The organism is Aeromonas sp. 603404 (assembly GCF_049171775.1).
GTDB classification, from domain to species: Bacteria; Pseudomonadota; Gammaproteobacteria; order Enterobacterales; family Aeromonadaceae; genus Aeromonas; species Aeromonas veronii_A.
Genome location: NZ_JAAKPE010000014.1, coordinates 63,433 through 90,314 on the forward strand (window position 1 = coordinate 63,433; position 26,882 = coordinate 90,314).

Sequence of the window (26,882 nt, forward strand, 5' to 3'; positions counted from 1 at the left end):
ACTGCCCCCTTATGGGGGCAGTTTTGTTTCGCCGGATCACGGCCACCGGATTATGGAGATAAGAAAAATGAAACGGGTAAAGATGTCTATTGCAGCCGTAATCACTGCGCTATTAACCGGTTGTGCCGGAAACATGGTTGTTCCTCTGCAAGAACATGGCTCGATCTTGAGCGATGCAGATCAAGCCAAGCAAGCGTTGGCCAAAGCCTCAAGCTGCTGTGTGGCGTTTAAAGATTTCAGTTATGCCCCCTTGCCTGAAGGTGAGACCTTGCTGGCCATCGATGGCAAGCAACCCACTTTTCAGTTTGATGAGGGGATGAGTTACTTTGCGGCTTATCGCTTGCCGACCAACACCGGCAATCTGGCGATCAGCCTGGCATCACAGGTGAGTAAAACCGTGATGGTGCCCAAGGTCATTATGCTGGATGCCGAATTCAAGGTGACTCGGGTCCTGGGTGAGTCAGTATTCAGCTATCAGCCTGCTCACTTGCTCGATAACGACCGTATTGAAGGGCGTGTTTTTGTTGATCGCAGCATGCCTGGCAACCCGGCCAGCGAAACATACATGATCGTTTATGCGCCCGCGGATAAGCTCTCAGGCAGCACAACAATCCTGCATCCATCAAAAGCGTTTGCTCGTGCTAATGGTACCGTTGAGCCTGATATCAAGGATCCGGTGATCCCGCACTCCCCGTGGGGCTTGGTGCAGATCAAAGTCAAAGATATGGCCCGTGGAAGTGGTCTTGAAGCGGTATTCAAACCCGAATATGCCGACAAGGTGGCTATGAGCCAGGGTCAGCAGGTTACAGCGATAGCGACTACCGCAGCCGTTACCACAACTGCAACAGCTGCGGTCGCAGCCAAACCTGCTCCTGCCATGTTGAGTGAAACTGAAGCCTTCTATCAGAGCCAGATCGAAAAAGCAGTCAAGGCGGGGGATATCGACAAGGCGATGAAGCTGGTGAACGAGGCCGAGCGGGCTGGTTCAACCAAAGCAAAAAGCGTGTTTATTGATGCGGTCAAGCGCTCGCAACAATAGAGTAATACGACCGTTTGCTGGTCAGATATATTTATTGAGGCCTCCCTTGTTGGAGGCCTTTTTAATCGGTAGACTGTAATAAATAAAAATCACGCCGTTACATTCTGTTACAGTGAGTTGCTATTTGATGTAAATGGCATTATTAAAATACAAAGTGAAACTGCTATTTATATGTCTTTGTAATAGAGTGATAATGCGGATTATTAATTTTTATTAGATGCGTTTTTTAGCCGCTAAACAAGTTGTGATCTTCCCTCCAAATTCAATATTCCCCCGCCTTCGAAAGCAGCAATTTATGACCCGCTGGGTTATATTCTGATGGTCAAAATAAACAAGCCCGACTCGAAGATATCTGAATGAATCAGTCCTTATTTCATCCAGATAGATCGTTCAGGGACGACAATCCATTCAGGAGCGCACACAATGTTCAAAAATGCTTTCTCTAATCTGCAAAAGGTTGGTAAGGCGCTGATGCTGCCAGTATCAGTCTTGCCAGTCGCAGGTATTCTGCTGGGGGTGGGTGCTGCCCACTTCAGCTGGATGCCGGAAATTGTCTCCCAATTAATGGAGCAAGCCGGTGGTTCCGTATTTGGCCAGATGGCCCTGCTGTTCGCAGTGGGTGTTGCTCTGGGCTTTACCAATAACGACGGTGTATCCGGTCTGTCAGCCATCGTTGGCTACGGCATCATGGTCGCAACCCTGAAGGTCATGGCACCTGTGATGGGTGTTGAAACCATCGAAACCGGCGTGCTGGGTGGTATCCTGGCCGGTGGTATCGCTGCCTGGGCGTTCAACCGTTTCTACAAGATCCAGCTGCCAGAGTACCTGGGCTTCTTCGCGGGCAAACGTGCCGTACCCATCATCACCGGTTTCCTCTCCATCGGTCTGGGTGTGATCCTGTCCGTGATTTGGCCGCCAGTGGGTGGTGCCATCGGTGCCTTCTCTGACTGGGCTGCCAACCAGAACCCGGTACTGGCCTTCGGTATCTACGGCGTGGTTGAGCGCTCCCTGATCCCGTTCGGTCTGCACCACATCTGGAACGTACCGTTCTTCTATCAGGCTGGTACCTGCGTCAACGGTGCCGGTGAAACTGTTCACGGTATCATGACCTGCTTCCTGACTGCTGATGACGCTTCCCGCGCTGCCGGTAACGGTTTTGGTCAGCTGGCTGGTGGCTACCTGTTCAAAATGTTCGGTCTGCCTGCTGCTGCGTTCGCCATTGCTCACGCTGCCAAGCCGGAAAACCGCGCCAAGATCGTTGGTATCATGGCCTCTGCAGCCCTGACCTCTTTCCTGACCGGTATCACCGAGCCGATTGAATTCTCCTTCCTGTTCATCGCTCCGGTTCTGTACGCAATCCACGCTGTACTGGCTGGTCTGGCTTATGTGCTGACCAACTCTCTGGGTATCGTACACGGTCACACCTTCTCCAACGGCTTCATCGACTTCGTGGTGCAATCACCGCGTGCCGACAACATGCTGCTGCTGGTTGGTCTGGGTCTGGTTTACGCGGCTATCTACTACGTCGTATTCAGCTTCGTTATCCGTGCCATGAACCTGAAAACCCCGGGTCGTGAAGACGAGACTGCTGAAGAGGCCGTTGGCCAAGGCAAAGACGAGATGTCTGCTGCTCTGGTTGCCGCCTTCGGTGGTAAAGAGAACATCGCTTCTCTGGATGCCTGCATCACCCGTCTGCGTGTTGGTGTGAAAGATGTTGCCAAGGTTGACCAGGCTGGTCTGAAGAAACTGGGTGCTGCCGGTGTGGTAGTGGCTGGTTCCGGCGTTCAAGCCATCTTCGGTACCAAGTCCGACAACCTGAAAACCGACATGGACATCTGGATGAAGAGCAACTAATCCTGTTGCCTGAATATCAGCGTGTTTGAAGAGGGAGGCGAAAGCCTCCCTCTTGCTATTTCTGGTTATGGATCGTGCGAGTCACAGCAGGTCGAACTCGGCAGGAGTCTCGTTACCCAAGATGCGATGTGTAACGGGATGCCCTATGTCGGCACAACCGCTGGTGTGCCTCGCTCGACTTATCGCATGTCATCACCTGATAAACCTATATAAAGTCAGCCAATAAAAAGAGCGCCACATTGGGCGCTCTTTAAGCAAGAGGGGGAGGGTTAGAGTTTCTCCAGATCCCGTTCGATTTCGCTGATCTTGTTTTGTACCACTTTTTCCAGATGGCGCAGGTCGCGCAGGATCTTTTGCTTGATGTCCGGGTCGGCCTGCTGATGGACGCCCTGGGTCAGGTTGTCCAGCTCATCCACCACATATTTGAGGTTGGCGTTGATCTCGGTGACATCCTTGTACTCATGGGTACCGGAATCGACCAGCATGGTCTTGCGCTGGCGTGGATACTTGAATTTGACACTCTTGGCGAAGAACTCGCCTTTCTGCTTCTTGAAGTAGATCTTGAGGATGTCGTGGTTGGCCTCCTGGCGCAGGGTATAGCTGTCGACGGAGGCGGGATCCTGGATCCCCAGGCTCTTCAGATTCTCGTACATCAGGCTTCCTCGGTTTGAAACGATCCTGTCCCATCCATCTTAACCGATGCCTCATGGCTTGCCTGTGACAGGGGCGCCAAAATGAAAAGGGCGCCATCAGGCGCCCTTTCATCACAGCAATGCTGATTACTCGTCGATGGAGCGCAGCAGGGCGTTGATGCCGACTTTGGCACGGGTTTTTGCATCGACCTTTTTGACGATCACCGCCGCGTAGAGGCTGTATTTACCGCACTTGGAGGGCAGGGAGCCGGAGACGACCACGGAGCCAGCCGGTACGCGGCCGTAGTGGATCTCGCCGGTTTCACGGTCATAGATGCGGGTGGACTGGCCGATGAAGACGCCCATGGAGATGACGGAACCTTCCTCGACGATCACCCCTTCAACCACTTCGGAGCGGGCACCGATAAAGCAGTTGTCTTCGATGATGGTCGGGTTGGCCTGCAGCGGCTCCAGTACGCCGCCGATGCCGACGCCGCCGGAGAGGTGGACGTTCTTACCGATCTGGGCGCAAGAGCCGACAGTGGCCCAGGTATCGACCATGGTACCTTCGTCAACGAAGGCGCCGATGTTGACGTAGGAGGGCATCAGCACGGTATTGGGGGCGATAAAGGAGCCTTTGCGAGCTGTTGCCGGCGGCACCACGCGCACACCCGCTTCCTTGAACTGCTCGGCGGTATAGTTGGAGAACTTGAGGGGAACCTTGTCGTAGTACTGGGCATCGTCGCCCTTGATGATGCCGTTGTCGTTGATGCGGAAGTAGAGCAGTACCGCTTTCTTCAACCACTGATGGACAACCCACTCACCGGCGATCTTCTCGGCAACCCGTGCTTTGCCGGAGTCCAGCAGGTCGATGGCTTGCAGGATGGCGGACTTGGTGGCGCTATCCACGGAGCCCGGAGTAATGGTGTCGCGGCGCTCGAAGGCCGCTTCAATGATCTGTTGCAACTCGGTCATGACAGGTTTCCTTTAAAAAATTCTGTTTGTTGTATCACACTTTTCCGACTGTTTTTAAGGGGTTGACCGGAATTCTTCCGGCCAGCGGCCATTTCTTCATCCTGTGTGCGCCAACCAGTTGTTTGGTATGGCAAAAAACGCCCGACAATCAGCCTCTTTCGAATCACTCTTCGCTTAATCCAGTACCGACTGCTGGGGATTGAGCTGGTGTACCAGTCGCTCTTCCAGCTGTTTTTGCTGCTCGGCGGTCAATGGCTCGCCATCGAGGCTGGTCAGGCTGAAAAAGTCCTCGACCCTCTCACCGAAAGTGGCGATTTTGGCGGCGTGTAGCGACAGTCCGCACTGCTGGAAAACCGCACCGATCCGCGCCAGCAGGCCGGGGGTATCGAGGGCAGTCAGCTCCATCAGGGTGTGACGGCTCTCCCCTTTAGTGGGCGAAGAGCGGGGCAGGAAGACCACCCGGGTTGGCACGCTGAACTGGCGGTGGCGCCGTGACAGCGGCTTGTTGCGCAGTACCAGCTTGCCCGGCTCCTGCAGTGCTTTCTCCAGCGCCTTCTTGATGGTAGCGGTGCGGTTGGGGCTGATGGGTTCGCCGCTTGGCTCCAGTACCACGAAGGTGTCGAGCACGAAGTTGCTGCGCGAGTTCATGATCTGGGCGTCGTGGATGTTGAGGTTCTTCTGATCCAGCGCCGAGGCCACGGTGGCAAACAGGTTCGGCGTGTCGCGACAGTAGATGAACACCTCGCTGCCGCCGCGGGTCGGGTGTTTGCCGATGATCACCAGCGGAGCCGGATTGTCGCCATGCTCGATGATGTGGCGGCAGTGCCAGGCGATCTGTTCCGGGCTGTGACGCAGGAAGTAATCAGCCTTGAAGTCGCCCCAGAGCTGATTGATCGCTTCTTCCGATACATCCCGTTGTGCCAGCAGTTGCTTGGCCTGACGCTGATTTTCGCGAATGCGCAGCCGCATGTCGGGCGGGTTCTCCAGCCCCTGACGCAGCGCCTTCTGGGTGGCGAAGTAGAGCTCGCGCAGCAGGGTGCCCTTCCAGTCGTTCCACAGGCTATCGTTGGTGGCGCAGATATCGGCCACGGTGAGGCAGTAGAGCAGGTCGAGATGCTGCTCGTCGCGCACCTTCTGGGCAAAGTCGGTAACCACGTCGGGATCGTATATATCGCGGCGCTGGGCGGTGACCGACATCAGCAGGTGGTGGCGCACCAGCCAGGCGATCAGCCGGCTCTCGTAGCGATCGAGGCCGTGCAGCTGACAGAACTCCAGCGCATCGACGGCGCCAAGTTCCGAGTGATCGCCGCGCCGCCCCTTGGCGATATCGTGGAACAGGGCGGCGATGCTGAGCAGCTCCGGTTTACGCAGTCGGGTGAACACTTCATGGCAGAGCGGGTGGCTCTGGCGATTGGCCGGGTTGGGAAAGCCGTGAATGTTCTTGAGCAGCCGGTGGGTGTGCTCATCCACCGTATAGGCGTGGAACATGTCAAACTGCATCTGGCCGACGATGAGGTTCCATTGCGGCAGATAGGCAGCGAGGATGCCGTATTTGTGCATCAGGGTAAGCGGCAGGCCGATGCCGTTGGGATGGCGCAGCAGCGCCATAAACAGGCGGCGGCAGTCCGGCAACTCCTGCAGCCAGCAGTTGAGCTTGCGGCGCGCCTCGCGCAGCTGGCGCAGGGTGGCGGAGTGGATGCCCGCAATCTCGGGATGCTGGGCCATCTGATAGAAGAGACGCAGAATAGCGACCGGTTCACGGGCAAACAGCTCGGCATCGACCGCATCGATGAGGCGGCCACGGAGCTGGAACTCGTCGGAGAGGCGGCGCACATCCATGGCGCTGTTGCCGAGGATCGCCTCGTCAAACAGTTGCAGCAGCATCTCGTTGAGTTCGGCGACCCGCCGCACCGTCTGGTAGAAGCGCTTCATCATCTGCTCGACCGGAGCGTTCCCTTCCCCCTCGAAGCCCAGCATCTGGGCCACGGTGCGCTGGCGGTCGAACAGCAGGCGGTTGTCCCCCTTGTTGATGGCCATATGTAGGGCAAAGCGCACCTTCCAGAGGAAGTTCTGGCAGTCGAGCAGCTCGCGGTACTCGGCGCGGTTGAGAAAGCCGTGGCTGGTCATCTCGAACAAGGTGGTGGCGCCGAAGTGGCGACGGGCGACCCAGGCAAGGGTCTGAATGTCGCGCAGGCCGCCCGGATTGCACTTGAGATCCGGCTCCAGTTTGTAGGCGGTACCGAGAAACTGCTGGTGCCGCTCCGCCTGCTCTTGGCGCTTGGCACGAAAGAAGGCTTCACTTGGCCAGAAGTGCTGGGGGCCGGTGGCCTCTTTCAGTTGCCGAAAGCCCTCTTGGCGACCAGTGATGTAGCGGGCCTCGATGAGGTTGGTGGCGACCGTAATATCGGCGCGCCCCTGCTCGAGGCACTCCGCCACGTTGCGCACCGCCTGACCCACCTCCAGCTTGAGATCCCACAACAGGGTGATGAACTCGCCAATGCGTAGTCCCAACACTTCGTCCAGTTCGTCGCCGTCATAGAGGATCAGCAGGTCGATATCGGAGTGGGGGTGCAGCTCGCCGCGGCCATAGCCCCCCACCGCGATCAGGGTCAGGTCGCTCTTGTCGAAGCCAAACTTCTGCCACAGGCGGCAGAGCAACTGATCCATGTATTCGGAGCGGGTGGCAACCAGCTCGATGATGTTGTCACCGGCATCGAAACGGGCGTGCAGCCAGCCTAGAAAGCGGCTCAGGTACTCTTTGCAGTTATCGCGGGTGAGCTGGTCGTCGGGTAACAGATGAGGGGAAAGTAGGCTGGCGTCCATGGCATCTCACACACAAGTGGCAGGCATCTGGCTGAAACAGGCAGTAAAAACCCCGGCGCTTTTCACAAGGGCCGGGGTTCGATGTTAGCTGTGTTTGATGAAGCGGTCGATAGTGTCGTCCGGGCGCAGGGTGAGTACCTCGCAGCCATCCTCGGTCACCAGCAGGGTGTGTTCCCACTGGGCGGAGTCGCCGCCATCCTTGGTGGTCACGGTCCAGCCATCCTTCGGATTGACCTTGCAGTGATACTTCTTGCTGTTGACCATCGGCTCGATGGTGAAGCACATGCCTGCTTTCAGCTCCAGCTTGCCACTGTTGCGGTAGTGCAGGATCTGCGGCTCTTCGTGGAACTCGGCACCGATGCCGTGGCCGCAGTAGTCACGCACCACGGAGAAGCCGGCCTTCTCGACGATGGGCTGGATCACGGCGCCAATTTCGGTGATGCAGGCACCCGGACGCACCTTCTTGATGGCAGCGTAGAGGCTCTCTTGCGCAACCTTGCAGAGCTGGCGGCGCAGCGGGGTGGTTTCCCCCACGATGAACATGGCCGAGGTATCGCCGTGGTAGCCATCCTTGATAACGGTGATGTCGAGGTTGATGATATCGCCATCACGCAGCTTCTTGTGGTTCGGGATGCCGTGGCAGATCACATCGTTCACCGAGGTACAGATGGATTTCGGGAAACCGTGATAGTTGAGCGGGGCCGGGATGGCCTGCTGCACGTCGACAATATAGTTGTGGCAGAGGGTGTTCAGTTCGTCAGTGGTGACGCCAGCTTTGACATGGGGCGCAATCATGACCAGCACATCGGCGGCCAATTGGCCGGCAACGCGCATCTTTTCAATCTCTTCCGGTGTCTTGATTTTAATGGACATGGGATCTCTCTTGGGACCTGATCGCGCATCTATCGATGTCCGGCAATCAGGTAATGAAAAATAGATGCGTTTGCAATCAGGCCAAAATTTTATCCGCAACCCCCGCGTACTTCCAGTGTGATTGTCATCACAGCGTCAAATGGCAGTCGCAACCTCCTCTGGCGGGATCCAGATTTACACCTGTTTAGAGTGTCGGCCGGTGGTGTCCTGAACAAAGTTATGGTATAAAGCGCGCCGGAATGGGGAACTTGCGTCCCGATTTCATCACCCTTACTTAAACAACACACACACATCGACACATATGCCGGGGTGCCTTAACGGGTCGGTTATATGGGATGTGTGGAGGCCTAACCCCAATACAGAGGTATAAAATGGCTAAAGTTTCTATGCGCGACATGCTGCAAGCCGGCGTTCACTTCGGTCACCAGACTCGTTACTGGAACCCGAAAATGAAATCCTACATCTTCGGTGCCCGCAGCAAAGTTCACATCATCAACCTGGAAAAAACCGTTCCGATGTTTGACGATGCCATGAACTTCATCAGCTCCGTAGCTGCCAAGAAAGGCAAGGTACTGTTCGTAGGTACCAAGCGTGCCGCGTCTGAAGCCGTAAAAGAAGCCGCTGAGCGTTGCGACCAGTTCTATGTTAACCACCGCTGGCTGGGCGGCATGCTGACCAACTGGAAAACCGTTCGTCAGTCCATCAAGCGCCTGAAAGATCTGGAAACCCAGAGCCAGGACGGTACCTTCGAGAAGCTGACCAAGAAAGAGGCGCTGATGCGTACTCGCGAAATGGAAAAGCTGGAGAAGAGCCTGGGTGGTATCAAGAACATGGGCGGCCTGCCTGACGTTCTGTTCGTTGTCGATGCCGACCACGAGCACATCGCTATCAAAGAAGCCAACAACCTGGGTATCCCGGTAGTTTCCATCGTTGATACCAACTCCAACCCGGACGGCGTCGATTACGTCATCCCGGGTAACGACGACGCTATCCGTGCCGTACAGCTGTACCTGAATGCTGCTGCTGACACCGTACTGGAAGCTCGCGAGCAGGACATCGTTGTTCAAGCCGAACAAGATGGCTTCGTTGAAGCTGAGTAATTGATAAGGTCTGCAAAGCCCTTATTAACCAAGCTGATGTAATTGGTTAGCAGGGGCCCTTGTGGCCCCTGTTTCTTGTCAATTCAAGACCGAGGATACTGGACATGGCAAACATTTCTGCCGCCCTGGTAAAAGAACTGCGCGAGCGCACCGCCGCTGGCATGATGGATTGCAAAAAAGCACTGGAAGAGGCCAACGGCGATATCGAGCTGGCCATCGAGAACATGCGTAAATCCGGTCAGGCCAAAGCCGCCAAGAAAGCTGGCCGTATCGCCGCTGAAGGTGTGATTTTCGCCCGTACCGAAGGCAACGTTGCCGTCATGATCGAGCTGAACTGCGAGACTGACTTCGTTTCCAAGGATGCCGGTTTCCTGGCCATGGGTCAGAAGATCGTCGAGATCGCAGCTACCCAGAAGATCGCAGACGTTGATGCGCTGAAAGCCGCTGATTTTGGCAACGGCGAATCCGTAGAGCTGACCATCACCAACCTGATCGCCAAGATCGGTGAGAACATGAACCTGCGTCGCGTGATGCTGGTTGAAGGTGACAACCTGGGCACCTACGTTCACGGTTCCCGCATCGGTGTTATCACCAAGCTGACCGGTGGTTCCGACGAACTGGCCAAAGATCTGGCCATGCACGTTGCAGCCAACAGCCCGCAATTCGTCAAGCCTGAAGATGTATCTGCTGAAGTCGTTGCCAAAGAGCGCGAAATCCAGATCGACATCGCCATCAACTCCGGCAAGCCGAAAGAGATCGCCGAGAAGATGGTTGAAGGTCGCATGAAGAAGTTCACCGGTGAGGTTTCCCTGACTGGTCAGCCGTTCGTGAAAGATCCTTCCATGACTGTTGCCGAGCTGCTGAAGAAAGAAGGCGCTGACGTTGTCTCCTTCACCCGTTTCGAAGTGGGCGAAGGCATCGAGAAGCAAGAGACCGATTTCGCTGCTGAAGTTGCAGCCCAAATCGCGGCCGCTCAAAAGGCCTAATCGAACCGGTTTTTCCGTTTCCCCAGACCGCGACTTATGTCGCGGTCTTTATATGACCAGGAATCAGTGACATGAGTACCAATCCCAAACCTGCATACAGACGTGTTCTTCTGAAGTTGAGTGGTGAAGCCCTGCAAGGATCCGAGGGTTTCGGCATTGATCCGGCAGTGCTGGAGCGGATGGCCCAAGAGATCAAAGAGCTGGTTGAGCTGGGTGTTCAGGTCGGTCTGGTCATCGGTGGCGGCAACCTGTTCCGTGGTGCCGGTCTTGCCAAGGCGGGCATGAACCGCGTGGTGGGCGACCACATGGGTATGCTGGCAACCGTGATGAACGGTCTGGCCATGCGTGATGCTCTGCATCGTGCTTATGTGAATGCCCGTCTGATGTCTGCCATTTCCCTGCAAGGGGTTTGTGATTCCTACAGCTGGGCCGAGGCAATCAGCCAGCTGCGTGCAGGCAAAGTGGTGATCTTCTCTGCCGGTACTGGCAACCCCTTCTTCACTACCGATTCTGCGGCTTGCCTGCGCGGGATCGAGATTGAAGCCGATGTAGTGCTCAAGGCCACCAAGGTTGATGGTGTATACAACGAAGATCCAGTCAAGAATCCGGATGCCGTGCTGTACCATGAATTGAGTTATGATGAAGTTCTTGAAAAAGAGCTCAAGGTGATGGATCTTGCTGCTTTTACTCTGGCACGTGACCATGATCTGCCGATCCGGGTGTTCAACATGAACAAGCCGGGCGCTTTGCGCCGGGTTATCATGGGTGAGCCGGAAGGTACCCTGATCCATTACGTCAGCAAATAATATAGATGCGAGCCGCATGGCGGCTCGTTCGCCAAAAGGAAAACCGCTGTGATCAACGAGATTAAAAACGACGCCAAGGAGCGTATGGGCAAGAGTGTCGAATCACTCAAGACCCAGATGTCCAAGATCCGTACTGGCCGTGCTCACCCGAGCCTGCTCGACGGCATCCAGGTTGAGTATTACGGTGCTGCCACTCCGCTGAAACAGTTGGCCAACGTCGTGGCAGAAGATGCTCGCACCCTCTCCATCTCCATTTTTGACCGCTCCATGATCCAGGCGGTAGAGAAGGCGATCCTGACCTCCGATCTGGGCCTGAACCCCTCCAGCAATGGCCAGACCCTGCGCGTGCCGCTGCCGCCGCTGACCGAAGAGCGCCGTCGCGACCTGACCAAGATCGTCCGTGCCGAAGCGGAAAACGCCCGTGTTGCCGTGCGCAACATTCGCCGCGATGCCAACGCCGACCTGAAAGCGCTGCTGAAGGACAAAGAGATCTCCGAAGACGACGACCGTCGCGCCCAGGAAGAGATCCAGAAACTGACTGACTCCTACATCAAGCTGGTCGATGAGGCTCTTGCTGTAAAGGAGAAGGAGCTAATGGAAATCTAAGCGCCTGAAAGGTATATTACGAGCGCCGTGTAGTGCCCCTGCACGGCGCTTTTGTCTTTGTGGGAGAAAACCATGTCGCTTTTGGCTGCGTTGGGTGATTGTGCCAACTCGTCTTTACCCCGTCACGTCGCCATCATCATGGATGGTAACGGTCGCTGGGCCCAGAACCGAGGCAAGATGCGGGTTTATGGCCACAAGGCGGGCGTCAAGTCAGTGCGCGAGGCCGTTACCTTTGCTGCGCGAGCCAAGATCGAGGCATTGACCCTGTTTGCATTCTCCAGCGAAAACTGGCGTCGTCCGGAAGGGGAAGTCAGCGCCTTGATGGAGCTGTTCATTACCGTGCTGGGCCGCGAGGTGAACAAACTTCACAGTCACGGGATCCGGCTCAGGGTGATTGGCGATACCGCTCGCTTCAGTGATCGGTTGCAGGCCAAAATCGCCAAGGCGGAAGCCTTGACCGCCAATAACAAGGGATTGACCCTGAATATTGCGGCCAACTATGGCGGCCAGTGGGATATCGCTCAGGCGGCTCGCAAGCTGGCCCGCGCGGTTGTTGCCGGTGAACTGGCCGCTGATGACATCGATGAATCCATGCTTGGTCGCGAAGTGTGTATGGCCGACCTGCCGCCGGTGGATCTCCTGATCCGTACCGGTGGCGATCATCGCATCAGCAACTTTGTGTTATGGCAGCTCGCCTATGCAGAGCTCTATTTTACCCCGGTATTGTGGCCCGATTTCAACGAGGCCGAGTTCAGTGAGGCGGTTGCCTCTTTCGTTGCCCGCGAGCGTCGCTTCGGTTGCACGGGTGAACAGATACGGGAATTGATCGCCGAGCAGCAGACCGGCTAAACCCCGCTCCCAAGAGAGAGGTTTCTTTTGCTAAAACAACGAATTATTACTGCTTTGATGTTGATCCCCCTGGTGTTGGGGGCGCTCTTCTTTCTGCCATTGAAATTTTTTGCCCTGTTGGCAGCGCTGGTGTTTTTGTTGGCCAGTCGCGAATGGAGTGGGTTTGTCTCTGCTGCTCCGCAGCAATGGTTACCCATCGTATTTTGTCTGTTGCTCGGTGCCAGCCTCTTTTGGCTGCCGGTGGAGCAACTCTGGACGCCTCACCTGCACCCCCTCGTGATGGGCGTGCTCTGGACCGCGGTAAGCTGGTGGCTGCTGGGTCTGCTGATGGTGCTGCGCTATCCCCAAAGCGCCAAGCTGTGGAAAGAGTCTATCTGGCTCAAGTCGCTGTTTGGTCTGGTGACTCTGGTTCCCTTCTACTGGTCGCTGGTCGCCATCCGTGGTTACAACTTTTACCATGACCCCATGATGGGGGCCTGGATCCTGTTGTTCGTGATGGGACTGGTCTGGGCGGCAGATTCTGGCGCGTATTTTTTCGGCAAGGCGTTCGGTAAGCACAAGCTGGCACCGGCTGTGAGTCCGGGCAAAACCATCGAAGGGATGTGCGGCGGCCTCTTTACCGCCAGCCTGCTGGCCATCGGTGTCACCTGGTCGATGGGATTTGTTCCTGCCAAGATGATCACCGTGCTGTTTTGCTCTCTGCTGGCGGTGCTAGCCTCCGTACTCGGCGATCTGACCGAAAGCATGTTCAAGCGCGAGGCGGGCATCAAGGACTCCGGCACCCTGTTGCCGGGTCATGGCGGCATTCTCGACCGGATCGACAGCCTGACCGCCGCCCTGCCGGTGTTTCTGCTCAGTTATCTGCTACTCAGTCAGGAGTTTTGATGCACAAGTCACTGGTTATTCTGGGGGCCTCTGGCTCCATTGGTCAGAGTACCTTGAAAGTGCTGCGCCATAACCCGGGCAGTTGGCAAGTATTGGCGTTGACCGCCGCCCGCAACGTGGATGCCATGTTGCGGGACTGCCTCGAATTCTCCCCCCGTTTTGCCGTGATGGTCGATGAGGATGCCGCCCGTGAACTGGCTGCCCGTCTGAAAGCGCACGGCAGTGCGACCCGGGTCATGTCTGGTGCAGCAGCCCTCTGCGAGGTTGCCGCTCACCCCGACACCCATAGCGTGATGGCCGCCATCGTCGGTGCGGCCGGACTGGCCCCGACCATGGCCGCGGTACGTGCCGGCAAGCGAATTTTGCTGGCCAACAAGGAGGCGCTGGTGATGTCCGGTGCTTTCTTCATGGAGGCCGTGCGCGAACATGGCGCCGAGCTGCTGCCCATCGACAGCGAACACAATGCTATCTTCCAGTGTCTGCCGACCGCCGTGCAGCGCCAGCCCGGTTTTTGCGATCTGGCGGCGGCGGGGATCAGCAAGATTTTGCTGACCGGTTCTGGCGGCCCGTTCCGTTACACCGAGATCAGCGAGCTGGCGAAGGTGACGCCGGCGCAGGCCATCGCTCATCCCAACTGGTCGATGGGGGCCAAGATTTCGGTCGACTCCGCCACCATGATCAACAAGGGGCTGGAGTACATTGAGGCGCGCTGGCTGTTCAATGCGGCGCCCGAGCAGATCCAGGTGGTGATCCACCCGCAGTCGGTGATCCACTCCATGGTGCAGTATAAGGATGGCTCCGTGCTGGCCCAGCTTGGCAATCCGGATATGTGTACCCCCATCGCCCATGCGCTTGCTTATCCCAATCGCATCCCCTCCAGTGTGGAACCTTTGGATTTCTTCAGTGTCGGAGAGTTCAGCTTTATCCGGCCTGATTATGATCGCTACCCCTGTCTGGCGCTGGCCATCAATGCCTGCCAGAAGGGACAAGCGGCGACTACTGCGCTCAATGCGGCCAACGAGGAGGCGGTTGCCGCCTTCCTGGCCGGGCGCATCGGTTTTATGGATATTGCCCGGATCAACGAGGCAGTGATGCTGGCGCTGGAGAGCAGCGCCGTCGGCTCGCTCGATGATCTGTTTGCCCTGGACGGTGCGGCAAGAGCCCGTGCTCACACTTTGATTGAGGAGCTTGGCTGATGGGCGGTGTGTTGTGGAATATCGGTGCTTTTGTTGTTGCGCTGGGCCTGCTGGTCGCGGTGCACGAGTTTGGTCACTTCTGGGTGGCCCGTCGTTGTGGCGTCAAGGTTGAGCGCTTCTCCATCGGTTTTGGCAAGGCGATCTGGCGCCGGATGGGTAAAGATGGCACCGAATATGTGCTGGCGCTGATCCCGCTCGGTGGTTACGTCAAGATGCTCGATGGCCGGGTCGATGAACTCAAGCCCGGTGACGAGCAGTATGCCTTCAACCACAAGAGTGTCTGGGCGCGGATGGCGATTGTCGCCGCAGGTCCCATGGCCAACTTCGTGTTTGCCCTGTTTGCCCTCTGGCTGATGTTCGTGATCGGTGTGCCGGCGGTAAAACCGGTGATTGGCGAGGTGCGCCCTGCGTCCATCGTGGCCGAGGCGGGCATCCTGCCGGGCATGGAGATTGTCGGGGTCGGTGATGAGCAGACCGGCGACTGGGAGAGCGTCACTTATGCCCTGCTGAGCCATCTGGGCGATCAGTCGGTCACCCTCAAGGTCAAAGCCCCCCAGACCAGCTATGCCACCGACAAGAATCTGTCGCTGGAGAGCTGGAAGTTTGATCCGGACCGGGAATCCCCGATCGGCAGCTTGGGGATCGTGCCCCTTGGTGGCAAGGTATTGCCAGTGGTGTCGGCCGTGGTAGCTAAGAGTGCCAGTGAAAAGGCGGGTTTGCAGGTTGGCGATCGCATCAAGCGGGTCGGTGAGCAGGAGATCACCGAGTGGGCCCAGTTCGTCGAGCTGGTGCAGCAGGCACCGGGCGAACCCCTTCAAGTGGTGGTTGAGCGCAACAACAGTGATCTCAACGTGACCCTGACCCCGGATAGCCGCAAGGTGCAGGGCAAGCTGGTGGGATTCGTCGGTCTCTCACCGCAACTGGTTCCATTACCGGATGAATATCGAATTCTGTTACAGTATGGGCCTTTGCAGGCGCTGTGGCATGGCGCGGACAAAACCTGGAGCCTGATCACGCTCACCTTTGACATGATTGGCAAGTTGATTGGTGGCATCGTGTCGCTGGACAACCTGAGTGGCCCCATCTCCATTGCCAAGGGCGCCGGCAGCAGTGCCGACTATGGTCTGGTCTATTTCTTGAGTTTTCTGGCGCTGATCAGCGTCAATCTGGGGATTATCAATCTGTTCCCCCTGCCGGTGCTTGATGGTGGCCATCTGGTCTATTTCCTGATCGAAGCGGTCACCGGCAAGCCGGTATCAGAGAAAATACAGGAAGTGGGTTTCAGGATCGGTGCCGCCATTCTGATGTTATTGATGGGCATTGCGCTGTTTAACGATTTCGCTCGCCTCTGAGGCCAGAGCATCAACAAGGACACATAAGAACAAAATGGCTGTTAAAAAAGCATTGGTGTTGAGTTGCCTGCTGGGTGCCAGTTTCCTGGCCCAGGCGGCCCCTGCCTCTTTTGTGGTGCAAGATATCCAGGTCGAAGGTCTGCAACGGGTGACCCTGGGTGCCGCACTGTTGAACCTGCCGATCCGGGTCGGTGATACCGTCGACTCCGTGGCTCTGGCCAGCGCCATCAAAAAGCTCTATGCCTCGGGTAACTTCGAGGATGTGAAGGTTTACCGTGACGGCCAGGTGCTGCAGGTGATGGTCAAGGAGCGTCCGACCATCTCCAGCATCGAGTTTGCCGGCAACAAGGATATCAAAGAGGAGCAACTGACCCAGAGTCTGGAGTCCTCCGGTATCCGTGTGGGTGATCCGCTGGATCGCACCGTACTCACTTCCCTCGAGAAGGGACTGGAAGATTTCTACTATGGCGTGGGTAAATACTCCGCCAAGGTCAAGGCCATCGTCACCCCGTTGCCGCGCAACCGGGTCGACCTCAAGTTCACCTTCGTGGAAGGGGAAGCGGCCAAGATCCAGCAGATCAACATCGTCGGCAACAGCGTCTTCCCGGAAGAGAAACTGATTGCCCAGCTCTCCCTGCGCGACGAAGTGCCCTGGTGGAACTTCACCGCCGATCAGCGCTATCAGAAACAGAAGCTGGCGGGTGATATCGAGACCCTGCGCTCCTACTACATGGATCGTGGCTATATCCGCTTCCAGCAGGAGTCTACCCAGGTCTCCATGACCCCCGACAAGAAGGGCGTTTACGTCACCCTCAACATCAAGGAAGGGGATCAGTACAAGGTCTCCGGTGTCCAGCTCAAGGGTGACCTGATCGACCGCGGTGGCGAGATGAAGGGATTGATCCCGATTGCTGCCGGCAGCACCTACTCTGCCAGTCAGGTGACTCATACCGAAGAGGTGCTCTCCAAGTTCCTCGGCCGTTACGGTTATGCCTATCCGAAAGTGGTCACCTTCCCGCAGGTCAATGACAAGACCAAGGAAGTTGAGCTGATCGTCAACGTTGAGCCGGGCCCTCGTGTCTATGTGCGCAACATCAACTTCAGCGGTAACGCAACCACCGAAGATCAGGTGTTGCGTCGCGAGATGCGCCAGATGGAAGGCACCTGGCTCTCCTCCGACAACATCGAGCAGTCCAAGAGCCGTCTCAACCGTCTCGGTTATTTCGAGAGTGTAGAAGTGGACACCAAGCGGGTGCCGGGCAACGATGACCTGGTTGACCTCGACTTCAAGGTCAAGGAGCAGCCAGCGGGTTCCATCAACGCCGGTATCGGTTACGGCACCGAATCGGGTCTGAGCCTGCAGGCGGGGATCTCCCAGGACAACTTTATGGGTACCGGTAAAAAGGTCTCCATCAACGCCAGCACCAACGACTACTCCAAGAACGTTGACCTGAGCTACAACGACCCCTATTTCACCGTGGATGGTGTCAGCCTGGGTGGTCGGGTCTACTACAACCAGTTCCGCGCCGATGATGCCGATATCGTTGATTACGAGAATGAAACCATTGGTTTCCGTCTCTCCAGCGGCTTCCCGGTCAATGAGTTCAACCGTCTCGACTTCAGTACCGGTATCGAGAGCACCAAGCTGAGCCGTCCGTCATTCAATGCCCAGAACTATCAGGAGTGTCTGAAGGACAATCCGGATACTGATGGCAATACCTACTGCTGGGATCAGTGGAATGATAACCGCCAGTCGGTACAGATGGATCAGTTCTGGAATGCTTACTCACAGGATGGTTCCAACCTCGATTTCGTGACCGTTGATGTCACCGCTGGCTGGACCCGCTCTACCCTGAACAAGGGGATGTTCCCGACTTCTGGCGATCGTCAGCGTATCAACGCCAAGGTGACCGTGCCGGGCATGGAACTGCAGTACTACAAGCTCTCCGCCGAAGATGCCCACTACTTCCCGCTCGATGCGGATCACAGCTGGGTTATGATCGGCAAGGGTCGTGTCTCCTACGGTAACGGCTATGGCGATGACTCCATGCTGCCGTTCTTCGAGAACTACTATGCCGGTGGTTTCGATACAGTACGCGGCTTCAAGAGCAATACCATTGGTCCCAAGGCCATCTACAAAACCTACAACAAGCCGGGTGCTGGCAGTTGCACGGGTTCTCAGCCGTGTGAAACTGGTTACTACGAAGGTTCCGACACCTCGGTGGGGGGCAACGCTCTGGCCGTCGCTTCACTGGAGCTGGTCTTCCCGACCCCGTTCGTCTCCGAGACCTATCGTCCGCAGATCCGTTCCACCGTCTTTATGGACGCAGGTACCGTCTGGAGCACCGATTTTGCCAACGGAGCATATCCTTGCGCCGCCGGTTCTGATTGCAACTATCTGAGCCAGGACTACTCCAACCCGGGCAATATCCGGGTCTCTGCCGGTGTCTCCCTGCAGTGGCTCTCGCCGATGGGGCCGCTGGTGTTCGCCTTGGCCAAGCCGATCAAGAAATATGAAGGGGATCGCACCGAGTTCTTCTCCTTCAACATCGGTCGTACTTTCTAAGCAGAGTTTCGCCCCCACCCATGCGGTGGGGGTCTTCAATGATGGGACGCGCGGTATGCGTGCCTCACCAGGTAACAAGACGGTCCTAACGCCGCTTGCATAATCGGGTAAATCAGGTAGCCCTCGCCATGAGGGAACAAGGAGTAAGTGTGAATAAAGCGTTGAAAGTAGCTGGTTTGAGCTTTGCACTGATGGCTGCCGGCATGGGTTCTGCCTTCGCTGAGACCAAGATCGCCGTGGTCGACATGGGCGAAGTCTTCCAAAAGCTGCCCCAGCGTGAAGCCGTTGCAGCCAAGCTGAAAGGTGAATTCGAGCCGCGCATGCGTGAGCTGCAGAAGCTGGAACAGGAAGGCCAGAAGTTGGTCGAGAAGTTCCGCAAGGATGAAGCCTTCATGAGCGCCGAGCAGAAAAAGCAGAATCAGGAGAAGCTGGCCAAGCTGCAGATGGAGTTCAACCAGAAGCGTCAAGCCTTTGAGCAGGACAACGGCCGCCGTCAGTCCGAAGAGCGCAACAAGATCCTGACCAAGGTGCAGGCTGCCATCGACTCCATCGCCAAGAGCAATGGTTACGATCTGGTGCTGGAGCGCAATGCCGCCCCGTATGCCGCCAGCAAGCTGGACATCTCCGGCCAGGTTATTTCTCAGGTAAGCAAGAGCAACTAATTGATGGCATTCACTCTCGCACAGCTGGCCCAGCAACTGGGGGCCCAGGTCCATGGCGACGGAACCCTGGAAATCCGCAAGGTAGCGACACTGGAAAAGGCCGGGGAGGGTGAGATTACCTTCCTGTCCAACAAGAAGTACCGTTCTTATCTGGAGCAGAGCAAGGCGACCGCCGTGCTCATTACAGAAGCGGATCTGCCATTTTGTCCCACCAATGCCCTGGTGCTCAAAGACCCCTATGTGGGCTTTGCCCGGGTAGCCCAACTGCTGGACACCACCCCGCAGCCGGCCACGGATATTCATCCGAGCGCCGTCATCGCGGCTGACGTGCAACTGGGCGAGAGAGTGGCCATCGGCGCCAATGCAGTGATCGAATCCGGCGTCGTGCTGGGTGATGATGTACGCATTGGCCCGGGTTGTTTCGTTGGCAAGAACACCCGGCTGGGAGCCCGCTCCCGGCTGTGGGCCAACGTCACCCTCTATCACAATGTGACTATGGGCACCGACTGTCTGGTTCAATCCGGCACAGTGATCGGCGCCGATGGTTTCGGTTATGCCAACGAGCGTGGCGAGTGGATCAAGATCCCCCAGCTCGGCGGTGTGACCATTGGCAACCGGGTCGAGATCGGTGCCTGTACCACCATTGACCGCGGTGCGCTGGAAGATACCCGCATCGCTGACAACGTCATCATCGACAACCAGTGCCAGATCGCCCACAACGTCGAGATCGGTTACGGCACCGCCGTGGCGGGCTCTACCGTGATGGCTGGTAGTCTCAAGGTCGGCAAATACTGTATCATTGGCGGCGCTTCCGTCTTTAACGGGCATATGGAGATCTGCGACCAGGCCACCGTTACCGGTATGGCCATGGTGATGCGACCCATTACCGAGCCCGGTGTCTACTCTTCCGGCATCCCTCTGCAAACCAATAAAGAGTGGCGCAAGACCGCCGCCCGGGTGATGCGTATCGAAGAGATGCACAAGCGGTTAAGCAAGCTTGAGAAGAAGCTGGATCAAGAATAATCACGATTGGTATAGGGTACTGTTTTGACTACTGAAAAGAAGAGCCTGGGTATCCAGGAAATCATGGATCTGCTGCCCCACCGTTATCCGTTTCTGATGGTGGATCGTGTAGACGACTACGAGATCAGCGATGAACGCAAAACTCTGCGTGCCATCAAGAACGTCTCGTTCAACGAGCCGATCTTCCAGGGGCACTTCCCGGCCAAGCCGGTGTTCCCGGGCGTACTGATCCTGGAAGCGATGGCACAGGCCACCGGTATCTTGGCCTTTACCATGGTGGGCAAGCCGTCTCCCAACGAACTCTACTATTTTGCCTCAATCGACAACGCTCGCTTCAAGCGTCCGGTCGGCCCCGGTGACCAACTGGTGCTCGACGTGGAGTTCCTGAAAGAGCGTCGCGGTATTGCCAAGTTCACCGGTGTCGCCACCGTCGACGGTGAAGTGGTCTGTACCGCCGAGCTGATGTGCGCCAAACGCGAGGTTTAACACACGTGATCGACCAGACTGCCATCATTCACGATACTGCCATCGTCCATGAGTCTGCCGTGATCGGTAAAGGGGTTGAAATCGGCCCCTTTTCTGTCATCGGCGCCGAGGTGGAAATCGGTGACAACACCTGGGTAGGTTCCCATGTGGTGATCAAGGGCCCGACCAAGATTGGTCGCGACAACAAGATCTTCCAGCACACCTCCATCGGTGAGGATTGCCAGGACAAGAAGTACGCCGGTGAGCGCACCTTCCTCGAGATTGGCGACAACAACGTCATTCGCGAGAACTGCACCTTCCACCGCGGTACCATTCAGGATCAGAGCCTGACCAAGGTGGGCAGCGGTAACCTGTTCATGGTCAACGTTCATGTTGCCCACGATTGCATCATCGGTGACAACTGCATCTTCGCCAACAACGCGACCCTGGCGGGCCACGTGGTGATCGGTGACTTCGTGATCTTTGGTGGTCTCTCCGCCATTCACCAGTTCGGTCGCGTCGGTTCCCACGCCTTCGTCGGTGGCTGCGCCGCCCTGAACAAGGACGTGCCGCCTTACGTGATGGCCGCCGGCAACTACGCCAAGCCATTCGGGGTCAACTCAGAAGGTCTGCGTCGCCGCGGTTTCAGCGCCGAGGCCATCTCTGCCGTCAAGCGTGCCTACAAAGAGATCTTCCGTTCTGGCAAGACCATCGAAGAGGTGCTGCCGGTGCTGATCGAGATGGCGCAAGCCGAACCGGCCGTCCAGCTCTATGTGGATTTCCTCAAAGATAACGAACGCGGGATCATCCGTGCCTGATCCGGTTCGAATCGGTATAGTCGCCGGAGAGGTCTCCGGCGACATTCTGGCTGCCGGTCTGGTGCGTGAGCTGCAAGCCCGCTACCCGGATGTGCAGTTCGAAGGGATCGCCGGGCCGCGGATGCAGGCCCTCGGCGTCAAGGCCCTGTTCGAGATGGAAGAGCTCTCCGTCATGGGGATCACCGAGGTGCTGGGCCGTCTGCCGCGCATTCTCAAGGTCCGTCGCGAACTATTGCGCCACTTTATTGCCAATCCGCCCGATATCTTCATCGGCGTGGATGCACCGGATTTCAATATCGGAGTGGAGCTGAAACTGCGCCGCGCCGGTATCAAGACGGTTCACTATGTCAGCCCCTCGGTGTGGGCCTGGCGCCAGAACCGCATTCATAAGATCAAGGCCGCTACCGACATGGTGCTCGCCTTCCTGCCGTTCGAGAAAGCCTTCTACGACCGCTTCGACGCCCCTTGCCGTTTTGTCGGTCACACCATGGCGGATGACATTCCATTGGTGCCGGATCAGGCTGCCGTGCGTCGCAATCTCGGTATCGATGCCAATCGCCGCTGGCTGGCGGTGCTGCCGGGCAGCCGCACCGCAGAAGTGGGCTTTATGTCCCCCCTGTTTCTCGAGGCATGCAAACACCTGACGGTGCGCTATCCGGATCTCGGCTTCATCGTGCCGCTGGTCAACCAGAAACGGCGTGAGCAGTTTATGGCCATCAAGGCCGAGGTAGCACCGGGTCTCGACATGGTGCTGCTGGAAGGGCAGGGCCGCGAGGCGATGATCGCCGCTGACGTGGTGATGCTGGCCTCTGGTACCGCGGCGCTTGAAGCCATGCTGGTGAAAAAGCCGATGGTGGTGGGCTACAAGCTCAAGCCCTTCAGCTATTGGCTGGCCCAGCGACTGGTAAAGACCGAATTTGTCTCTCTGCCCAACCTGCTCGCCGGTCGCATGCTGGTGCCGGAACTCATCCAGCATGAGTGCACCCCGGAGAATCTGGTGGAAGAGGTGAGCAAGTACTTCGAGCACGACAACAGTGCGCTGGTCAACACCTTCACCGAGCTGCACCAGCTGATCCGCTGCAATGCCGACTCGCAGGCCGCCGATGCGGTGGCGGATCTGCTCGGCAGATAACGCTATTTCGGACCGTCGATTGCGCCGCGCTACCCGTTCATTCGTTTTCGAGCGGTAATGCCGCGCCAGTCGACCCCTGTCAGGCCCCACGGGGCCTGTTTTGATTCAAGGCTACAAGATGATGATCGATATTCCTGACGACAAGCTGGTTGCCGGTGTGGACGAAGTGGGCCGTGGCCCCCTGGTGGGTGACGTGGTCACCGCTGCGGTCATTCTCGATCCCGCCAATCCGATCGCGGGGCTCAACGACTCCAAGAAGCTCTCCGAGAAGAAGCGCTTCGCCCTGTTTGACGAGATCAAAGAGAAAGCGCTCGCCTGGGCCATCGGTCGCGCCACTCCGGAGGAGATCGACGAGCTCAACATCCTGCATGCCACCATGCTGGCGATGCAGCGCGCCGTGGCGGGGTTGAAGGTCACCCCCGAGCTGGTCTTTATCGATGGCAACCGCTGCCCTGCATTGCCGATGGAAGCGCGCGCCGTGGTCAAGGGCGATAGTCTGGTGGCCGCCATCAGTGCCGCTTCGATCCTCGCCAAGGTGACCCGCGACGGCGAGATGACCGAGCTGGACAGCCGTCATCCCGAATATGGTTTTGCCCGTCACAAGGGTTATCCGACCGCTGAGCACCTCGCCATTCTGGCCGAACGGGGCCCGTTGCCCGAATATCGCAAGAGCTTCAAACCGGTGCGCCGCGCACTGGGGATCGAGTAGACCATGCCATTTAGTTTGAGCAGCGAGAGGAGATGACGATGGCTGAACCCCGTTTTATCCACCTGCGAGTCCACTCCGACTTCTCCATGGTCGATGGCCTGCAGAAGATCAACCCCATCGTCGGGGCGGCTGCGGCCAACAACATGCCGGCGCTGGCGCTGACCGATCAGATGAACATGTGCGGTCTGGTGCGCTTCTATGGCGCGGCCCACGGCAAGGGGATCAAGCCCATCGTCGGTGCCGACTTTTGGGTGCAGAGCGATGAGCTCGGCGACGAGCAGTTCCGTCTCACCCTGCTGGCCATGGATAACGACGGCTACCAGAACATCACCCTGCTTATTTCCCGCGGTTACCAGCGCGGCCACGTGCAAGGGCGGCCGGTTATCGACAAGAGCTGGCTCGCCGAACACGCCAAGGGGGTGATCGTCCTCTCCGGTGGCCGCGAGGGGGATGTGGGCAAGTTCCTGCTCAAGGGCAACCGGCAGATGACCGAGCAGTGTGTCGCCTTCTATCAGACCCACTTCCCCGATGCCTACTACCTCGAACTGCTGCGTACCGGTCGACCCGACGAAGAGGTCTACCTGCACATGGCGGTGGCCATCGCCACCGAGTTCGAGCTGCCGGTGGTCGCCACCAACGAGGTGGTGTTCCTCAACGCCGATGACTTCGACGCCCACGAGATCCGGGTTGCCATCCACGATGGCTATACCCTGATGGACAAACGCCGTCCCCGTCGCTACAGCCCCCAGCAGTACCTGCGCAGTCAGGAGGAGATGGCCGAGCTGTTTGCCGATATCCCCGAAGCGCTGGAAAACACGGTGGAGATCGCCAAACGCTGCAACGTGACGGTGCGTCTCGGTGAGTACTTCCTGCCCAACTTCCCGACCGGCGACATGACCACCGAAGATTTTCTGGTGGCCAAATCGAAAGAGGGTCTGGAGGAGCGTCTCGAGTTCCTGTTCCCGGATCCGGCGGTGCGGGCTGAGCGTCGTCCCGAGTATGACGAGCGTCTCGATGTTGAGCTGAAAGTGATCAACCAGATGGGCTTCCCGGGTTACTTCCTCATCGTGATGGAGTTTATCCAGTGGTCCAAGGACAACGGCATCCCCGTTGGCCCGGGCCGGGGCTCGGGTGCGGGCTCTCTGGTGGCCTACGCCCTCAAGATCACTGACCTCGACCCGCTGGAATTTGACCTGCTGTTCGAACGTTTCCTGAACCCCGAGCGGGTATCCATGCCCGACTTCGACGTCGACTTCTGCATGGACAGGCGCGATGAAGTGATCGAGCACGTTTCCGATATGTATGGTCGGGAGGCGGTCTCCCAGATCATCACCTTCGGTAGCATGGCGGCCAAGGCAGTAGTGCGGGACGTGGGCCGGGTGTTGGGTCACGCCTACGGCTTTGTGGATCGTATCTCCAAGCTGATCCCGCCGGATCCGGGCATGACGCTTGCCAAGGCATTCGAGGCTGAGCCCAAGCTGCCCGAGCTCTACGAACAGGATGAGGAGGTCAAAGACCTCATCGACATGGCTCGCCGTCTCGAAGGGGTGGTGCGCAACGCCGGTAAACACGCCGGTGGCGTGGTGATCGCACCCACCAAGATCACCGACTTTGCGCCGCTCTACTGCGATGACGAAGGCCATCACCCGGTCACCCAGTTCGACAAGAACGACGTGGAGTACGCCGGGCTGGTGAAGTTCGACTTCCTGGGTCTGCGGACCCTCACCATCATCGACTGGGCGCTCGGCATGATAAACCCGCGTCTTGCCAAAGAGGGCAAGCCGCCGGTGGACATCGCCGCCATCCCCATCGATGACAAGAAGTCGTTCGACCTGCTGCAGCGCTACGAGACCACGGCGGTATTCCAGCTGGAATCCCGCGGCATGAAGGATCTCATCAAGCGGCTGCGCCCCGACTGCTTCGAAGATATGATCGCACTGGTGGCCCTGTTCCGACCGGGCCCGCTCCAGTCAGGCATGGTGGATAACTTCATCGACCGCAAACACGGTAATGAAGCGATCTCCTATCCGGACGAGAAGTGGCAGCATGAGAGCCTGAAACCGATTCTGGAACCGACCTACGGCATCATCCTCTATCAGGAGCAGGTGATGCAGATCGCCCAGACCCTGGCGGGGTATACCCTGGGTGGCGCGGATATGTTGCGCCGGGCGATGGGTAAGAAAAAGCCCGAGGAGATGGCCAAGCAGCGAGCCGGTTTCGAGGAGGGCGCCGTCAAGAATGGCGTCGACGGCGAACTGGCGATGAAGATCTTCGATCTGGTGGAGAAGTTTGCGGGCTACGGCTTCAACAAATCCCACTCCGCCGCCTACGCGCTGGTCTCCTACCAGACCCTCTGGCTCAAGACCCACTTCCCGGCCGAGTTTATGGCGGCGGTGATGACCGCCGATATGGACAACACCGACAAGATCGTGACCCTGGTGGACGAGTGCCAGCGGATGGGGCTGACGGTGATCCCGCCGGATGTGAACACCGGTCGCTATCGCTTCTCGGTCAACGAAGATGGCCATATCGTCTACGGGATCGGGGCGGTGAAAGGGGTGGGTGAAGGCCCTATCGACGCTATCCTCAGCGCCCGGGATCAGGACGGCCCGTTCCGCGATCTGTTCGACTTCTGCAATCGGGTCGATATCAAGAAGCTCAACAAGCGGGTGATGGAGAAGCTGATCCTCTCCGGCGCCATGGATCGGCTCGGCCCCCACCGTGCCGCCCTGATGGCGACCTTGGAGGAGGCGATGCGGGCCGCCGAGCAGCACGCCAAGGCGCAGGCAGTGGGGCAGGTCGACATGTTCGGCGTGCTCACTGAAGAGATTGACGACGTCAAAAAGGCGTTTGCCAACGTGCCGCACTGGCCTGACAAGGTGTGGCTGGAAGGGGAACGCGAGACCCTCGGGCTCTATCTCACCGGCCACCCCATCAACCAGTACAGCAGCGAATTGCGTCGCTATACCTCGGGTCGCCTGTGCGATCTGCATCCCACCTCCCGCGATACCGTAACCACGGCGGCTGGGCTGGTGATCGCGGCCCGCAGCATGGTGACCAAGCGTGGCAACAAGATGGGGATCTTCACTCTGGACGACCGTTCCGGTCGCCTCGATGTGACCCTGTTCAGTGAAGCGCTGGAAAAATATGAAGAATTGATGCAAAAAGACCGCATTTTGGTGGTTTCTGGACAGGTCAGCTTTGATGACTTCTCTGGTGGCCTTAAAATGTCGGCTCGAGAATTACTGGATATCAACGATGCGAGGGAGCGTTTTGCCAGAGCAATCCGCATCTCCCTCGATGAACAGCGGATTGATGATCGCTTTTTCCCGCGTTTGTGCGAGATTTTGGAACCCGCCCGTGCCGGAGTCTGTCCGGTTCAGGTAAACTATCGTCGCCCCGGCTCCCGGGTGCGATTGACGCTCGGTACCGAGTGGCGGGTGACGCCCACCGATCAACTGATAGATGACTTGCGAGTCCTGCTTGGACGAGAGCGGGTTGAATTGGTTTTTGATTAGAGGTTCTAAGGCC

The 26,882-nt window shown here is 57.6% G+C and carries 22 protein-coding genes; 18 read left to right on the forward strand and 4 right to left on the reverse strand.

What is annotated here, in order from left to right; all coding sequences use genetic code 11:
- The first annotated feature begins 67 nt into the window (after positions 1–67).
- The gene (locus tag G5306_RS16825) at positions 68–1,039 is read left to right on the forward strand and encodes a MalM family protein (RefSeq protein WP_421313246.1); all 972 of its coding nucleotides are present in this window, start codon (positions 68–70) and stop codon (positions 1,037–1,039) included.
- A gap of 423 nt (positions 1,040–1,462) precedes the next feature.
- The gene (gene ptsG / locus G5306_RS16830) at positions 1,463–2,893 is read left to right on the forward strand and encodes a PTS glucose transporter subunit IIBC (RefSeq protein WP_005338586.1); all 1,431 of its coding nucleotides are present in this window, start codon (positions 1,463–1,465) and stop codon (positions 2,891–2,893) included.
- A 269-nt stretch (positions 2,894–3,162) separates the two neighbouring features.
- Here ptsG and G5306_RS16835 read toward each other — a convergent pair whose 3' ends face one another.
- From G5306_RS16835 to map, 4 genes are all read right to left on the reverse strand, one after another.
- On the reverse strand, positions 3,163–3,546 hold the full coding sequence (locus G5306_RS16835; RefSeq protein ID WP_005338583.1) for a DUF3461 family protein: 384 nt from the start codon (positions 3,544–3,546) through the stop codon (positions 3,163–3,165).
- A gap of 126 nt (positions 3,547–3,672) precedes the next feature.
- A complete protein-coding gene (gene dapD, locus G5306_RS16840; RefSeq protein WP_005338581.1) occupies positions 3,673–4,500 on the reverse strand; it encodes a 2,3,4,5-tetrahydropyridine-2,6-dicarboxylate N-succinyltransferase in 828 nt (275 codons plus the stop codon).
- A gap of 174 nt (positions 4,501–4,674) precedes the next feature.
- Positions 4,675–7,323, reverse strand: coding sequence for a bifunctional uridylyltransferase/uridylyl-removing protein GlnD (gene glnD / locus G5306_RS16845; protein ID WP_421313248.1), 2,649 nt, complete (start codon positions 7,321–7,323; stop codon positions 4,675–4,677).
- 84 nt (positions 7,324–7,407) lie between these two features.
- Positions 7,408–8,196 carry a type I methionyl aminopeptidase gene (map, locus tag G5306_RS16850; protein WP_216951883.1) on the reverse strand — a complete coding sequence of 263 codons (789 nt, stop codon included), beginning with the start codon at positions 8,194–8,196 and terminating at the stop codon, positions 7,408–7,410.
- Positions 8,197–8,567: 371 nt separating this feature from the next.
- On the opposite strand from map, the gene rpsB reads away from it, so the two are divergent.
- The 16 genes from rpsB to dnaE all read left to right on the forward strand — a co-directional run bounded on the left by rpsB (position 8,568) and on the right by dnaE (position 26,869).
- Positions 8,568–9,296, forward strand: a complete 729-nt coding sequence (gene rpsB / locus G5306_RS16855; protein ID WP_204385178.1) for a 30S ribosomal protein S2 — start codon at positions 8,568–8,570, stop codon at positions 9,294–9,296.
- 104 nt (positions 9,297–9,400) lie between these two features.
- Complete coding sequence (gene tsf, locus G5306_RS16860) at positions 9,401–10,282, forward strand: translation elongation factor Ts (protein ID WP_005343781.1); 882 nt, start codon at positions 9,401–9,403, stop codon at positions 10,280–10,282.
- 71 nt (positions 10,283–10,353) lie between these two features.
- A complete protein-coding gene (pyrH, locus tag G5306_RS16865) occupies positions 10,354–11,088 on the forward strand; it encodes a UMP kinase (protein WP_005343782.1) in 735 nt (244 codons plus the stop codon).
- Between the two features lie 48 nt (positions 11,089–11,136).
- Positions 11,137–11,694, forward strand: a complete 558-nt coding sequence (gene frr, locus G5306_RS16870; protein WP_421172796.1) for a ribosome recycling factor — start codon at positions 11,137–11,139, stop codon at positions 11,692–11,694.
- 72 nt (positions 11,695–11,766) lie between these two features.
- The gene (gene uppS / locus G5306_RS16875) at positions 11,767–12,543 is read left to right on the forward strand and encodes a polyprenyl diphosphate synthase (protein ID WP_216951881.1); all 777 of its coding nucleotides are present in this window, start codon (positions 11,767–11,769) and stop codon (positions 12,541–12,543) included.
- Between the two features lie 27 nt (positions 12,544–12,570).
- A complete protein-coding gene (locus tag G5306_RS16880; RefSeq protein ID WP_421313249.1) occupies positions 12,571–13,428 on the forward strand; it encodes a phosphatidate cytidylyltransferase in 858 nt (285 codons plus the stop codon).
- Positions 13,428–14,624, forward strand: a complete 1,197-nt coding sequence (gene ispC, locus G5306_RS16885) for a 1-deoxy-D-xylulose-5-phosphate reductoisomerase (RefSeq protein ID WP_040066582.1) — start codon at positions 13,428–13,430, stop codon at positions 14,622–14,624. The genes G5306_RS16880 and ispC overlap by 1 nt, the downstream gene beginning before the upstream one ends.
- On the forward strand, positions 14,624–15,976 hold the full coding sequence (rseP, locus tag G5306_RS16890; RefSeq protein WP_421313251.1) for a sigma E protease regulator RseP: 1,353 nt from the start codon (positions 14,624–14,626) through the stop codon (positions 15,974–15,976). The genes ispC and rseP overlap by 1 nt, the downstream gene beginning before the upstream one ends.
- Positions 15,977–16,010: 34 nt before the next feature.
- Positions 16,011–18,542, forward strand: a complete 2,532-nt coding sequence (bamA, locus tag G5306_RS16895; RefSeq protein ID WP_236562581.1) for an outer membrane protein assembly factor BamA — start codon at positions 16,011–16,013, stop codon at positions 18,540–18,542.
- A gap of 149 nt (positions 18,543–18,691) precedes the next feature.
- Positions 18,692–19,204 (forward strand): OmpH family outer membrane protein, encoded by a 513-nt coding sequence (locus G5306_RS16900; RefSeq protein WP_005338563.1) that lies wholly within the window; start codon positions 18,692–18,694, stop codon positions 19,202–19,204.
- Between the two features lie 3 nt (positions 19,205–19,207).
- On the forward strand, positions 19,208–20,227 hold the full coding sequence (gene lpxD / locus G5306_RS16905) for a UDP-3-O-(3-hydroxymyristoyl)glucosamine N-acyltransferase (RefSeq protein ID WP_219263302.1): 1,020 nt from the start codon (positions 19,208–19,210) through the stop codon (positions 20,225–20,227).
- Between the two features lie 24 nt (positions 20,228–20,251).
- The gene (gene fabZ / locus G5306_RS16910) at positions 20,252–20,713 is read left to right on the forward strand and encodes a 3-hydroxyacyl-ACP dehydratase FabZ (RefSeq protein WP_005338559.1); all 462 of its coding nucleotides are present in this window, start codon (positions 20,252–20,254) and stop codon (positions 20,711–20,713) included.
- Between the two features lie 5 nt (positions 20,714–20,718).
- On the forward strand, positions 20,719–21,510 hold the full coding sequence (lpxA, locus tag G5306_RS16915; RefSeq protein WP_236352923.1) for an acyl-ACP--UDP-N-acetylglucosamine O-acyltransferase: 792 nt from the start codon (positions 20,719–20,721) through the stop codon (positions 21,508–21,510).
- On the forward strand, positions 21,503–22,642 hold the full coding sequence (gene lpxB, locus G5306_RS16920; RefSeq protein WP_421313253.1) for a lipid-A-disaccharide synthase: 1,140 nt from the start codon (positions 21,503–21,505) through the stop codon (positions 22,640–22,642). The genes lpxA and lpxB overlap by 8 nt, the downstream gene beginning before the upstream one ends.
- A 118-nt stretch (positions 22,643–22,760) precedes the next feature.
- The gene (rnhB, locus tag G5306_RS16925) at positions 22,761–23,351 is read left to right on the forward strand and encodes a ribonuclease HII (protein ID WP_421313254.1); all 591 of its coding nucleotides are present in this window, start codon (positions 22,761–22,763) and stop codon (positions 23,349–23,351) included.
- Positions 23,352–23,389: 38 nt separating this feature from the next.
- Positions 23,390–26,869, forward strand: a complete 3,480-nt coding sequence (dnaE, locus tag G5306_RS16930; RefSeq protein ID WP_236356388.1) for a DNA polymerase III subunit alpha — start codon at positions 23,390–23,392, stop codon at positions 26,867–26,869.
- The last annotated feature ends 13 nt before the right edge of the window (positions 26,870–26,882 follow it).

Bases quoted from the DNA above. Each gene is read 5' to 3' on its own strand.
- G5306_RS16825 (WP_421313246.1), top strand. From the start codon at position 68: ATGAAACGGGTAAAGATGTCTATTGCAGCCGTAATCACTGCGCTATTA.
- ptsG (WP_005338586.1), top strand. From the start codon at position 1,463: ATGTTCAAAAATGCTTTCTCTAATCTGCAAAAGGTTGGTAAGGCGCTG.
- G5306_RS16835 (WP_005338583.1), bottom strand. From the start codon at position 3,546: ATGTACGAGAATCTGAAGAGCCTGGGGATCCAGGATCCCGCCTCCGTC.
- dapD (WP_005338581.1), bottom strand. From the start codon at position 4,500: ATGACCGAGTTGCAACAGATCATTGAAGCGGCCTTCGAGCGCCGCGAC.
- glnD (WP_421313248.1), bottom strand. From the start codon at position 7,323: ATGGACGCCAGCCTACTTTCCCCTCATCTGTTACCCGACGACCAGCTC.
- map (WP_216951883.1), bottom strand. From the start codon at position 8,196: ATGTCCATTAAAATCAAGACACCGGAAGAGATTGAAAAGATGCGCGTT.
- rpsB (WP_204385178.1), top strand. From the start codon at position 8,568: ATGGCTAAAGTTTCTATGCGCGACATGCTGCAAGCCGGCGTTCACTTC.
- tsf (WP_005343781.1), top strand. From the start codon at position 9,401: ATGGCAAACATTTCTGCCGCCCTGGTAAAAGAACTGCGCGAGCGCACC.
- pyrH (WP_005343782.1), top strand. From the start codon at position 10,354: ATGAGTACCAATCCCAAACCTGCATACAGACGTGTTCTTCTGAAGTTG.
- uppS (WP_216951881.1), top strand. From the start codon at position 11,767: ATGTCGCTTTTGGCTGCGTTGGGTGATTGTGCCAACTCGTCTTTACCC.
- ispC (WP_040066582.1), top strand. From the start codon at position 13,428: ATGCACAAGTCACTGGTTATTCTGGGGGCCTCTGGCTCCATTGGTCAG.
- rseP (WP_421313251.1), top strand. From the start codon at position 14,624: ATGGGCGGTGTGTTGTGGAATATCGGTGCTTTTGTTGTTGCGCTGGGC.
- bamA (WP_236562581.1), top strand. From the start codon at position 16,011: ATGGCTGTTAAAAAAGCATTGGTGTTGAGTTGCCTGCTGGGTGCCAGT.
- lpxD (WP_219263302.1), top strand. From the start codon at position 19,208: ATGGCATTCACTCTCGCACAGCTGGCCCAGCAACTGGGGGCCCAGGTC.
- rnhB (WP_421313254.1), top strand. From the start codon at position 22,761: ATGATGATCGATATTCCTGACGACAAGCTGGTTGCCGGTGTGGACGAA.
- dnaE (WP_236356388.1), top strand. From the start codon at position 23,390: ATGGCTGAACCCCGTTTTATCCACCTGCGAGTCCACTCCGACTTCTCC.